Annotated in this window: 12 protein-coding genes and 1 pseudogene; 11 read left to right on the forward strand and 2 right to left on the reverse strand. The window is 60.0% G+C overall.

The genetic code is table 11. The features are described 5' to 3' along the window. Positions 1-224: 224 nt before the first annotated feature. On the forward strand, positions 225-956 hold the full coding sequence (locus tag ACP7EE_RS23470) for a carbonic anhydrase (RefSeq protein WP_420649995.1): 732 nt from the start codon (positions 225-227) through the stop codon (positions 954-956). Between the two features lie 90 nt (positions 957-1046). Continuing rightward, positions 1047-2573 (forward strand): SulP family inorganic anion transporter, encoded by a 1527-nt coding sequence (locus ACP7EE_RS23475; RefSeq protein WP_426203687.1) that lies wholly within the window; start codon positions 1047-1049, stop codon positions 2571-2573. Between the two features lie 142 nt (positions 2574-2715). On the opposite strand, the pseudogene ACP7EE_RS23480 reads toward ACP7EE_RS23475, so the two are convergent. Then, a pseudogene (locus ACP7EE_RS23480) lies at positions 2716-3347 on the reverse strand (hypothetical protein). Between the two features lie 368 nt (positions 3348-3715). Here ACP7EE_RS23480 and coxB point away from each other — a divergent pair. From coxB to ACP7EE_RS23500, 4 genes are all read left to right on the forward strand, one after another. Further along, positions 3716-4843: a cytochrome c oxidase subunit II gene (gene coxB, locus ACP7EE_RS23485; protein ID WP_420649998.1), complete on the forward strand. Its 1128-nt coding sequence runs from the start codon at positions 3716-3718 to the stop codon at positions 4841-4843. Positions 4844-4925: 82 nt separating this feature from the next. After that, positions 4926-6512: a cytochrome c oxidase subunit I gene (ctaD, locus tag ACP7EE_RS23490; RefSeq protein WP_420649999.1), complete on the forward strand. Its 1587-nt coding sequence runs from the start codon at positions 4926-4928 to the stop codon at positions 6510-6512. Positions 6513-6644: 132 nt separating this feature from the next. Then, the gene (locus ACP7EE_RS23495) at positions 6645-7196 is read left to right on the forward strand and encodes a cytochrome c oxidase assembly protein (RefSeq protein ID WP_420650000.1); all 552 of its coding nucleotides are present in this window, start codon (positions 6645-6647) and stop codon (positions 7194-7196) included. Between the two features lie 25 nt (positions 7197-7221). After that, positions 7222-8109 carry a cytochrome c oxidase subunit 3 gene (locus ACP7EE_RS23500; protein WP_426237084.1) on the forward strand — a complete coding sequence of 296 codons (888 nt, stop codon included), beginning with the start codon at positions 7222-7224 and terminating at the stop codon, positions 8107-8109. 7 nt (positions 8110-8116) lie between these two features. Here the strand turns inward: ACP7EE_RS23500 and ACP7EE_RS23505 are convergent, their stop codons facing one another. Further along, complete coding sequence (locus ACP7EE_RS23505) at positions 8117-8320, reverse strand: twin transmembrane helix small protein (RefSeq protein WP_420650002.1); 204 nt, start codon at positions 8318-8320, stop codon at positions 8117-8119. A gap of 70 nt (positions 8321-8390) precedes the next feature. On the opposite strand from ACP7EE_RS23505, the gene ACP7EE_RS23510 reads away from it, so the two are divergent. The 5 genes from ACP7EE_RS23510 to ACP7EE_RS23530 are packed head-to-tail and all read left to right on the forward strand — an operon-like array spanning position 8391 to position 12299. Then, entirely contained in the window at positions 8391-9131 is a 741-nt protein-coding gene (locus ACP7EE_RS23510; RefSeq protein WP_426237086.1) for an SURF1 family protein, read from the forward strand. After that, positions 9097-9690 carry a hypothetical protein gene (locus ACP7EE_RS23515; protein WP_426237088.1) on the forward strand — a complete coding sequence of 198 codons (594 nt, stop codon included), beginning with the start codon at positions 9097-9099 and terminating at the stop codon, positions 9688-9690. The genes ACP7EE_RS23510 and ACP7EE_RS23515 overlap by 35 nt, the downstream gene beginning before the upstream one ends. A gap of 10 nt (positions 9691-9700) precedes the next feature. After that, positions 9701-10780, forward strand: coding sequence for a COX15/CtaA family protein (locus ACP7EE_RS23520; protein WP_426237089.1), 1080 nt, complete (start codon positions 9701-9703; stop codon positions 10778-10780). Further along, on the forward strand, positions 10768-11667 hold the full coding sequence (gene cyoE / locus ACP7EE_RS23525) for a heme o synthase (RefSeq protein WP_426237091.1): 900 nt from the start codon (positions 10768-10770) through the stop codon (positions 11665-11667). Before ACP7EE_RS23520 ends, cyoE begins: the two co-directional genes overlap by 13 nt. Continuing rightward, positions 11664-12299, forward strand: coding sequence for an SCO family protein (locus tag ACP7EE_RS23530; protein ID WP_420650007.1), 636 nt, complete (start codon positions 11664-11666; stop codon positions 12297-12299). Before cyoE ends, ACP7EE_RS23530 begins: the two co-directional genes overlap by 4 nt. The last annotated feature ends 78 nt before the right edge of the window (positions 12300-12377 follow it).

Below are 12377 nucleotides of genomic sequence, written 5' to 3' on the forward strand. Positions count from 1 at the left end.
ATGGTTGAGTGGAGGGATGTACTTGCCCGGTTAACGCCGGTCACGTTTTTTGTGACCTGGAACACAGGTTCTAGAGCGCTTGATTCAGTTTGAGTTAAGTTTCGGCGGTTACCTTGTTCATCGAGTGACTGACGGGTCGGGATGACCCGGATGTTGAAAACAGCCACTGGCTTCATATCGGACTACAGGGGAAGAATCCCCGAATCCGCCAAAGAGGATGAATCATGAGTGACAAGGATAAACAGCCGTTGGCTGCGTCGGCGCAATCGCTCCCTGTGGCGGAAACCGCTGATGCAGCATTGAAGAATATCGTCGACGGCTTTTTGCATTTTCATCATGAGGTCTTTCCACAGCAGGAAGAACTCTTCAAAAAACTCGCCACGGCGCAACAGCCGCGCGCGATGTTCATCACCTGCGCTGACTCGCGCATCGTCCCCGAGCTGATCACCCAAAGCTCCCCCGGCGATCTGTTCGTGACGCGTAACGTCGGCAACGTTGTTCCGCCCTACGGTCAGATGAACGGCGGCGTTTCCACCGCGATCGAATACGCGGTACTGGCACTCGGCGTGCATCACATCATCATCTGCGGCCACTCCGATTGCGGCGCCATGCGTGCGGTGCTCAACCCGGACAGCCTGGAAAAGATGCCGACGGTCAAAGCCTGGTTGCGCCACGCCGAAGTGGCGAAAACCATGGTCCAGGAAAACTGTAACTGCGCCGACGAAAAAGAAAGCATGCCGATCCTCACCGAGGAAAACGTCATCGCCCAATTGCAGCACTTGCGTACCCATCCTTCGGTAGCCTCACGCATGGCGAACGGTCAACTGTTCATCCATGGCTGGGTCTACAACATCGAAACCAGCCAAATCAAAGCTTACGACGCGGATCAGGGTTGTTTCCTGCCGCTCGATGGCAGCCATCCGATCCCGGTGGCGACGCCCAAAGCGCGCTTCTAAGTCCTCCTAAAAATCTGTGTGGTTTGACGCCGGCCGCTGTTTCAGCGGCCCGGCCTCGCCATGCCTGAAGAAAGCTTCGGGAGAATCACCATGCGTGCTGCTCAATTGAAAGCTGTACTGCCACGGGAGCTGCTGGCCTCGGTGGTTGTGTTCCTGGTGGCCCTGCCGTTGTGCATGGGCATCGCCATTGCTTCCGGGCTGCCGCCGGCCAAAGGTCTGATCACCGGGATCATCGGTGGTCTGGTGGTCGGTTGGCTGGCGGGTTCACCGTTGCAAGTCAGCGGGCCGGCGGCCGGGCTGGCGGTGCTGGTGTTCGAACTGGTGCGCCAGCACGGCATCGAGATGCTCGGGCCGATTCTGCTGCTCGCCGGTTTTCTGCAACTGGTGGCCGGGCGGCTGAAGCTCGGTTGCTGGTTCCGGGTCACGGCGCCAGCGGTGGTCTATGGGATGTTGGCGGGGATTGGCGTGCTCATCGTGCTGTCACAGGTGCATGTGATGCTCGATGCTTCGCCCAAGCCTTCCGGGCTGGATAACCTCACGGCGTTCCCCGCTGCGGTGGCGCAGGCGTTGCCGTCACTGGGCTGGCAGGCTGGTTTGCTTGGCCTTTCGACGATTGCGGTGATGTGGCTGTGGGAGAAATTCCGTCCGCACTCGCTACGCTTCATTCCGGGTGCGTTGCTTGGCGTGGGTCTGGCGACCGGCGCGAGTTTGCTGCTGGCGTTGCAGGTCAAACGCGTTGAGGTACCGGAGAATCTGGCCGAAGCCATCGACTGGCTGAAACCGGCTGACTTGCTCAGTCTCGCCGACCCAACGCTGCTGATCGCCGCGTTCGCCGTGGCGTTCATCGCCAGCGCCGAAACCCTGCTGTCCGCCGCTGCGGTGGATCGCATGCACAACGGCGTACGTTCGGACTTCGACCGTGAACTGTCGGCGCAAGGTGTCGGCAACATGCTCTGCGGCCTGGTCGGCGCGCTGCCGATGACCGGGGTGATCGTGCGCAGTTCGGCCAACGTTCAAGCTGGCGCGACCACGCGTTACTCGACGATTTTCCACGGTCTGTGGCTGCTCGGTTTCGTCTTGCTGCTGTCGAGCGTGCTGCAAAGCATTCCGGTGGCGAGTCTGGCCGGTGTGCTGGTCTACACCGGATTCAAACTGGTCGACCTCAAAGCCTTCCGCGGTCTGGGCCGATATGGGCGGATGCCGATGTTCACCTATGCCGCGACGGCGCTGGCGATCATCTTCACTGACCTGCTGACGGGTGTGTTGATCGGTTTTGGCCTGACGCTGGTGAAGCTGGCATTCAAGGCTTCACGCCTGAAAATCAGCCTGATCGATCTGCCGCAGGACGGCGAAATGGAGCTGCGTCTGATCGGCGCGGGGACATTCCTGAAGGTGCCGGCGCTGACTCAAGTACTGAGCACCATTCCAGCGGGCACGACAGTGCATGTGCCGCTCAACAATTTGAGCTACATCGACCATTCGTGTCTGGAGTTGCTCGAAGAGTGGGGCCGGGCGAATGCGGCCAAGGGTTCAAAACTGATGATCGAGTCGCGCGGGTTGAAGCGCCGGCTTGAGGGGCGGATTCGCACCACTACCGGGATCGGTTCGGCCGCTTGAAAAACCAGTGTGGCAAAAATGGCAAAAAACCCTGTGGGAGCTGGCTTGCCAGCGATGGCGGAGTGTCAGTCACCAAAGATGTCGACTGATCCGACGCTATCGCTGGCAAGCCAGCTCCCACAGGTGTTGAGGTGGTTCCGGATTACGCAGCAGGCTGGTCGAGTTCCAGGCCCACGCCCAAACGGCGGCTCATGCACGGCCAGCGCTTCCACGCAGCGCCGGTATCCGGGCTGCTGAGTTTTTCGCGGTAGGCTTCCACCGACTCCTGCGAAAAGCTCTCGTCGTTGAGCATGCTGTCCACCGCGTGATGCACGACTTCATCCAGTTCATTGGCAAATTTCTCACCGAGCAACTGGTGAGCAATCAGGTTGGCGACCGTCATGTCCAAAGGGATCAGTGGCTGGCCGAAATGCTTGATGTACAGATCGTTGACCTCTTCGACAAAACGGTGCGCCAGGTAGGCTTCGTCCAGCAGTCGATCCAGACCGACCGGCGGCTGGAGAAAGTACTGTTCGGCGATTTTCAGCACCGGTTTGATCTGTGACTCGATTCCCGCTTCCTTGGCGACTGCATTGGCTGCTTCCAGCATGTCAGGTACTTCGTCGATGTAGGTTTCGACAAAACGCGTCAGTACAGCCTTGGCGCCTGTCTCAGGCAATTGGATCGACGGGTGCAGGTGTGGCAGTTGTTCTTCCAGCTGACGAGTCAGCCGTCCGGTTTCGTTTCGTGTTGTCGGGCTATTTGGATCTGCTCGCGCAATGCGGCGGTGTTCATGAAAACTCCAGGAAACAAGGCAATGAAATAGGGAAGACATAAGTTAGCTGGCTTACGAAAAATGCTAAGACGCATTTGTCATAATTATTTCATCCTTGAGACACCTGCGTTATATCGGTTTGCCACCACTCGTCTGCATCCTTCTCCATTCGTGCCCTTCAACGCAAGCTCCGGCTGTATCGATCATTTGCCTGCGCACATTGCAATTCCCAGCCGCTGTCTATACTCGCCAATGAATGGAGTTAGCTGATGACGCCCGACTGCCCACGCAGCAAGGCCCGGCGATTCAAGTTCGTAGTCTGATGCAGCCGCTCCCTTGCCGCAGGTGAAAGCCGGCGGGATAACAAGAACGATAAGGGGAACCCGCAATGATGCGACATCCACATGTCTGGATGGGCCTCCTGTTGTGGTCGATTTTCAGCCAGGCACAAGCGGCCTGGACTGTGAATATGGCGCCTGGAGCGACTGAAATCAGTCACGCAGTATTCGACCTGCACATGATCATTTTCTGGATCTGTGTGGTGATCGGGGTCATCGTCTTCGGCGCCATGTTCTGGTCGATGATGGTGCACCGCCGTTCTACCGGGCAGGTCGCCGCGAAATTCCACGAAAGCACCACCGTCGAGATTCTCTGGACCGTCGTCCCGCTGCTGATTCTGGTGGTGATGGCGGTACCGGCGACCGCCACCCTGATCAAGATGTACGACTCCAGTGAGCCGGATATTGATATCCAGATCACCGGTTATCAGTGGAAGTGGCATTACAAATACCTGGGCCAGGATGTCGAATTCTTCAGCAACCTGACCACTCCCGCCGAGCAGATCCACAACAAGGAAGCCAAGGGCGAGCACTATTTGCTCGAAGTCGACAAGCCGTTGGTACTGCCGATCGGGGCCAAGGTGCGTTTTCTCGTGACCTCGGCCGACGTGATTCATTCGTGGTGGGTGCCGGCCTTCGCGGTCAAGCGCGATGCGATCCCCGGGTTCGTCAACGAAGCCTGGACCCGAGTCGACAAGCCCGGCATCTACCGTGGCCAGTGCGCCGAACTCTGTGGCAAGGATCACGGCTTCATGCCGATCGTGGTCGAGGTCAAGGAACAGGCCGACTACGAGAAATGGCTTGGCGAGCGCAAAGCCGAAGCCGCGCAACTCAAAGAGCTGACCAGCAAGGAATGGACCCTCGACGAACTCAAGGAGCGCGGCGACAAGGTCTATCACACAGCTTGCGTGGCCTGTCACCAGGCTGAAGGCCAAGGCTTGCCGCCAATGTTCCCGGCACTCAAGGGCTCGAAAATTGCCACCGGCCCGATCAAGGATCACTTGGGCATCGTCTTCCACGGCAAGCCCGGCACCGCCATGGCGGCATTCGGCAAACAGCTCTCGGAAGTCGATATCGCAGCGGTCGTGACCTATGAACGGAACGCCTGGGGCAACAACAAGGGCGACATGGTCACGCCAAAAGAAGTGCTGGAGCTGAAACAGGCGGAAAGCCAATGAGCCGGTCTATCGCGTACTTCGTGAACCGGCCGGGGCAACGCGCCCCGGCCAGCCCAGCCCACTCACGTAAAGGAGACCGGCCATGAGCGCTGTAATCGATGACCACGGTCATGCCGACCACGCCCACGGCCCGGCCAAAGGCCTGATGCGCTGGGTGCTGACCACCAACCACAAGGACATCGGCACGCTATACCTGTGGTTTGCGTTCTGCATGTTCCTGCTCGGCGGCTCGTTCGCCATGGTGATTCGCGCCGAGTTGTTTCAGCCCGGACTGCAAATCGTCGAGCCGGCGTTCTTCAACCAGATGACCACCATGCACGGTCTGGTGATGGTGTTCGGCGCGGTGATGCCGGCGTTCGTCGGCCTCGCCAACTGGATGATCCCATTGATGGTCGGCGCGCCGGACATGGCCCTGCCGCGCATGAACAACTTCAGTTTCTGGCTGCTGCCGGCGGCATTCCTGATACTGGTTTCAACGCTGTTCATGCCCGGTGGCGGCCCCAATTTCGGCTGGACCTTCTACGCGCCGCTGTCGACGACCTACGCGCCGGAAAGCGTGACGTTCTTCATCTTTGCCATCCACCTGATGGGCATCAGCTCGATCATGGGCGCGATCAATGTGATCGCCACCATCCTCAACCTGCGCGCCCCCGGCATGACCTTGATGAAAATGCCGCTGTTCGTCTGGACCTGGCTGATCACTGCGTTCCTGTTGATAGCGGTGATGCCGGTGCTGGCCGGGTGCGTGACGATGATGCTGATGGACATCCACTTCGGCACCAGTTTCTTCAGTGCTGCCGGTGGCGGTGATCCGGTGTTGTTCCAGCATGTGTTCTGGTTCTTTGGCCACCCCGAGGTGTACATCATGATCCTGCCGGCCTTCGGCGCCGTCAGCCAGATCATCCCGGCCTTCGCGCGCAAACCGCTGTTCGGCTACACCTCGATGGTCTACGCCACGGCGAGCATCGCGTTCCTGTCGTTCATCGTCTGGGCGCACCACATGTTCGTGGTTGGCATTCCGCTGGTGGGCGAGCTGTTCTTCATGTACGCGACCATGCTCATCGCGGTGCCGACCGGGGTGAAGGTGTTCAACTGGGCCAGCACCATGTGGCAAGGCTCGATGACCTTCGAGACGCCGATGCTGTTCGCAGTGGCGTTCGTGATCCTGTTTTCGATTGGCGGTTTCTCCGGACTGATGCTGGCCATCGCTCCGGCCGACTTCCAGTATCAGGACACCTACTTCGTGGTCGCGCATTTCCACTACGTGCTGGTGCCGGGAGCGATTTTCGGGATCTTTGCTTCGGCTTATTACTGGCTGCCGAAGTGGACCGGGCACATGTACGACGAAACCCTCGGCAAGCTGCACTTCTGGCTGTCATTCGTCGGCATGAACCTGACCTTCTTTCCGATGCACTTCGTGGGTCTTGCGGGGATGCCGCGACGGATTCCGGACTACAACCTGCAGTTCGCCGACTTCAACATGGTCTCGTCGATCGGCGCATTCATGTTCGGCGCCACGCAGATTTTCTTCCTGTTCATCGTGATCAAGACCATTCGCGGCGGCGTGCCGGCACCGGCCAAACCGTGGGATGGCGCCGAAGGTCTGGAATGGAGCGTGCCGTCGCCGGCGCCGTATCACACCTTCACCACACCGCCGGAAGTGAAATGAACAACCACCTCCCGGCTGACGCAATCCCTGTGGGAGCTGGCTTGCCAGCGCTGGCTGCCTGTCTGACACACCGCACTGGCCCCATCGCTGGCAAGCCAGCTCCCACAGGGTTCTCCGTAGAAGGCAAAGATCATGGCTGACTCGATCTCGCTAAAAAAACTCGTCACGCGGCTGCTGGCTGTGGTGCTGGCGATGTTTGTTTTCGGGTTTGCCCTGGTGCCGATCTACGACGTGATGTGCAAGGCGTTCGGCATCAATGGCAAGACTGGTGGGCAGTACGCGGGCGAGCAGACCGTCGACACTTCGCGCCAGGTGCGCGTGCAGTTCCTGTCCACCAATACGGCCGACATGCCATGGGAGTTCTATCCCAAACATGACGAGCTGACGGCCAACCCCGGTGCGGTCAACGAGATGATTTTCATCGCGCACAACCCCACTGACAAACCGATGAGTGCGCAAGCCGTGCCGAGCATCGCGCCGAGCAATGCCGCCGCGTATTTCCACAAGACCGAATGCTTCTGCTTCACCCAGCAAGTGCTGCAACCGGGCCAGCGCATCGAGATGCCGGTGCGATTCATCGTGGACCGCGACATGCCCAAGGAAGTGAAGCATCTGACGCTGTCCTACACGCTGTTCGATATCACCGCCCGACATCCACCGGTGGCTGTAAACACTGGCGGTTAAGCGTGCCCGATAAGGAGAACAATAAATGGCAAGTCATGAGCACTATTACGTTCCGGCCCAGAGCAAGTGGCCGATTATTGCCACGGTGGGTATGGCGGTCACCGTGTACGGCCTGGCCGTCTGGTTCAATGATCTGAAGGCGGCGCGCCCGGAATCCCACGGCCCGCTGATCTTTTTCATCGGCGGCCTGCTGGTGGCGTACATGCTGTTCGGCTGGTTCGGCACGGTGATCAAGGAAAGCCGTGCGGGGTTGTACAGCGCGCAGCTGGATCGTTCGTTCCGCTGGGGCATGAGCTGGTTCATCTTTTCCGAGGTGATGTTCTTCGTCGCGTTCTTCGGTGCGCTGTTTTACGTGCGGCACATCTCCGGCCCGGCGCTCGGCGGTGAAGGCCCGAAAGGCGTCGCACACATGCTCTGGCCGAACTTCCAGTTCACCTGGCCGCTGCTGCACACGCCGGATCCGAAACTGTTCCCGCCGCCCAAGGACGTCATCAGCCCGTGGGGCCTGCCGCTGATCAATACGATTCTGCTGGTCAGCTCCAGCGTGACCATCACCATCGCCCACCACGCGCTGAAGAAGGGCAATCGCGGCGCGCTGAAAATCTGGCTGGCGATCACCGTGCTGCTCGGTTGCGCGTTTCTCGGCTTCCAGGCGGAAGAATATATCCACGCTTACAAGGAGCTGGGCCTGACCCTCGGTTCCGGCATCTACGGCGCGACGTTCTTCATGCTCACCGGTTTCCACGGCGCCCACGTGACCATCGGCACGATCATTCTGTTTGTGATGCTGATGCGCATCATGAAGGGCCACTTCGACAACGAGCATCAGTTCGGCTTCGAAGCGGCGAGCTGGTATTGGCACTTTGTCGATGTGGTGTGGATCGGTCTGTTTATCTTCGTCTACGTGCTCTGAGGCTTACTTACCAAGGCGCATGCGACACCAGCTGGCCGCTGTAGAAACCCCAGGCGATCAGGCCGACGGTGATCGCAGCGCAGGCCACCCGAACACTCAGGGCGAGCACCAGCCGATTCGAGCTGCTGTCGTCCTTGACCAGGAAAAACAGGCCGCTGAACAGGCTGATCACCGTGGCAATCAGCATCAGGACGATGGCTGCTTTGAGCATGGCAAGACTCCGGGGGACGGGCGATGCATTGGAGTATAGCGAGCGTGATGCCTGACTTTGTGGCGATGCCATGAAGCGCTTCCGCCCGGGCGTCGTGCCAACGCTGGTAGTGGCTTTGTTGCTGCCGCTGCTGGTCTCGCTGGGCTTCTGGCAACTGGGGCGTGGCGCCGAGAAAACTGCCCTACTCGCCAGTTACGCCGAACGCCGCGCCGCCGCGCCGATGGCCAGCAGCGAATTGCTGCACAGCGCCGATCCAGCCTTTCGCCGCGTGCATCTGCACGGCCAGTTCGATGGCGCCCACAGTTTGTTGCTGGACAACCGGCAGCGTGACGGTAAGGTCGGCGTCGAGTTGCTGCAACCGTTTCACGATCAGGCCAGCGGGCTGTGGCTGCTGGTCAATCGCGGCTGGCTGCCGTGGCCGGATCGGCGCGTGCCGCCGCAATTCAGCACGCCGGGCGATGCGGTAAGTGTCGATGCGTGGGTCTACGTCGCCCCCGGCACAACCTTCCAGTTGCACGCCGACCCGGCCAGCCAGAGCTGGCCGCAAACCATCACCGCCGTCGAACCGGCCAAGCTCTGGCAAACCCTCGAACGCGATGGCTTCGCCTACGAATTACGCGCAGAACCCGGCCCCGCCAGCTATCAGACCGATTGGCCGGTGGTGGCTATGGGCCCGGAAAAACACCTCGGTTACGCCGTGCAATGGTTCGCCATGAGCATCGCTCTACTCGGTCTCTACCTTTATCTCGGCTGGCACAACGCCAAGGAGCACCACCATGGGAACGGCCATGAATCCACCCAGCATGTCTGACGCCAAGGCGCCGACCAGTCGCCGCCGTGGACGCATTCAATTGCTGTTGATCGTACTCGGCGTGGTCGGTCCGATGATCCTAGCCACCGGCATGTACAAGTTGCAGTTCTGGGTGCCGGAGGGTCGCAGTTATCACGGTGAACTGATCGGTAATGGCCAGACTCGCGCCGACCTTGGTGTGCAGGCTGATGAAAAGCGCTGGCAGATGCTGGTCACTGCGCCGAAAGATTGCGCGGTCGATTGCCAGCAGTTGGTGTATCTGGCGCGGCAGATTCAGGTCGGTCTTGGCCGCGAAGCCGGGCGCGCCAGCCACGCTCTCGCCGCCGCGCAACCGCTGAGCGCCGATTACGAAGCCAAGCTGACCCGCGAATATCCGCAGTTGCAGCGTTATCCGCTGGACGCCGCGACCTTCAGCAAGACTGCCGGCGACAAAACCACGCCACAGCTGTGGATCATCGATCCGCACGGCAATCTGGTGCTGCGCTACGACCCGAATGTCAAAGGCAAGGATCTGCTCAACGACCTGCGCCACCTGCTGAAACTGTCGAACATCGGATAAGGGCATTGTCATGGCCAAACCTGGATTTCGCCTCGCGCTGTTTGCCACCCTGCTGGCGCTGATTGTGGTGCTGCTCGGCGCCTACACGCGCCTGACCCACGCCGGCCTCGGCTGCCCGGACTGGCCGGGTTGCTACGGGTTTATCAGCGTGCCCAAAAGCGAAGCCCAACTGGCGCATGCCGAACTGCATTTTCCCGACACGCCGGTCGAAGCGCACAAAGGCTGGAACGAGATGATCCACCGCTACTTCGCCGGCACTCTTGGGCTGTTGATCTCGGTGTTGGCCGGACGTGCGTGGGTCAACCGTCGGCATCCGGGGCTGCCACTGAAACTGCCATTGTTCTTGCTGGCCGTGGTGATCGCCCAAGCCGCGTTCGGCATGTGGACGGTGACGCTCAAACTCTGGCCGCAAGTGGTGACCGGGCATTTGCTCGGCGGCTTTGCGACTTTGAGCCTGTTGTTTCTGCTGACGCTAAGGCTGTCCGGCGTGCTGCCGGCCCTGACCGTGCCCAAGCGTTTGCAGCACTGGGCGACGGCGGGATTGTTAATGGTGATCGGCCAGATTGCTCTGGGCGGTTGGGTCAGTTCCAACTACGCGGCAGTGGCCTGCATCGACTTTCCAACCTGCCACGGTCAATGGCTGCCGCCCGCCGATTTCGCCAACGGCTTTCACCTGACGCAACACATCGGCCCGAATTACCTCGGCGGCCAACTCGACAGCGATGCACGCACGGCGATTCATCTGACTCACCGCGTCGGTGCGCTGCTGGTGACGCTGGTGCTGCTCGGTCTGGCCTGGCAACTGAAAGTGGTCGGCATGACCCGACTGGCCGGGCTGGTGCTGATCGCCCTCGCCGCACAAATCACCTTGGGCATCAGCAACGTGGTGTTTCATCTGCCACTGCCGGTCGCCGTGGCGCATAACGCGGGTGGCGCGGCGTTGTTGCTGAGCATGGTGCTGGTCAACTATCACGCGCGTACCAGTCTGGTTCGGGTCAGGCAGCCGCTGATTGCGCGCTGGCGACTAAGCCCGCGTAAACATTCGGCCGCGCCAATAACTATAAAAGGAGAGACGCCATGGCGATTCTGATCGGCGAACGTCCCGCGCAGGCGCTGTGGCGAGATTATCTGGAGCTGACCAAGCCGAAAGTGGTGGTGCTGATGCTCATCACCTCGCTGGTGGGGATGTTTCTCGCGACCCGCGCCGGCGTGCCGTGGACGGTGCTGGTGTTCGGCAATCTGGGTATCGCCCTGTGTGCCGGCGGCGCGGCGGTGGTCAATCATGTGGTGGATCGGCGGATTGATGCGCTGATGGCGCGCACGCACAAACGACCGCTGGCTGAGGGTCGCGTTTCGCCGGCCGCTGCGCTGACGTTTGCGCTGGTATTGGCGCTGCTCGGTCAGGCGTTGCTGCTGACCTTCACCAATCCGCTGACTGCATGGCTGACACTGGCGTCATTGCTCGGCTATGCAGTGGTCTACACCGGTTTCCTCAAACGTGCGACACCGCAAAACATCGTCATCGGCGGACTGGCCGGGGCCGCACCGCCGCTGCTTGGCTGGACCGCCGCTACTGGCCATGTCAGCGCCGAACCGTTGCTGCTGGTGTTGATCATCTTCGCCTGGACCCCGCCGCACTTCTGGGCGCTGGCGATTCATCGCAAGGAGGAATACGCCAAGGCTGACATTCCGATGCTGCCCGTCACCCACGGCGAGCACTACACCAAAGTGCACATTCTGCTGTACACCTTCACGCTGCTGGCGGTGAGTCTGCTGCCGTATGTGATTCACATGAGCGGCGTGTTGTACCTGATTTGCGCGCTCGGTCTGGGCGCGCGGTTTCTGCAATGGGCCGTGGTGCTGTACCGTGGCACTCGGCCGCACGCGGCGATCAACACGTTCAAGTACTCTATTTATTACTTGTTCCTGCTGTTCATCGCCCTGCTCGTAGACCACTACTTATTGTTGAACCTATGACTCGAACTCAGAAAACCGTCTTCGTCCTCGTCGCCGTGATCGCACTGATCCTCGGCCTTACCGTCAATAAAGTGCTGAGCGGCAAAAGCCAGGGCGACCCGACCGCGCTGATCGACGCCGGCATTATCCTGCTGCCGCAGAGCCGCAATCTGCCGGACGTGACGATGACCGATCAGGACGGCAAACCGGTCGCGATCAATGAGCTCAAGGGTAAGTGGAGCCTGCTGTTTTTCGGTTACACCTTCTGCCCGGACATCTGCCCGACCACCCTTGCCCAATTGCGCCAAATCAAAAGCGAGCTGCCGAAAGACGCTGTGGACAAGTTGCAGATTGTGCTGGTCAGCGTTGACCCGAATCGTGACAACCCCAAGCAACTGAAGCAGTACCTGGGCTATTTCGACCCGCAGTTCATCGGCCTGACGCCGACCTCTATTGAAGAGCTGCAGAAGGTCGCGAACGCGGTGAGTATTCCGTTTATTCCGGCGGATACCAGCAAGCCGAATTACACGGTTGATCACAGTGGGAATCTGGCGGTAATCGGCCCGGACGGGACGCAGCGCGGGTTTATTCGCGCGCCGTTGAATAATGCGAAGTTGGTGGCGCAGTTGCCGGTGATGCTTAATCGCAAGTAAGCAAAGTCAAAAGCTTACCCTCACCCTAACCCTCTCCCAAAGGGAGAGGGGACTGACCGAGGTGTTTAGGCGGAATAC

The organism is Pseudomonas sp. TWP3-2, from assembly GCF_049897765.1.
Taxonomy (GTDB): domain Bacteria; phylum Pseudomonadota; class Gammaproteobacteria; order Pseudomonadales; family Pseudomonadaceae; genus Aquipseudomonas.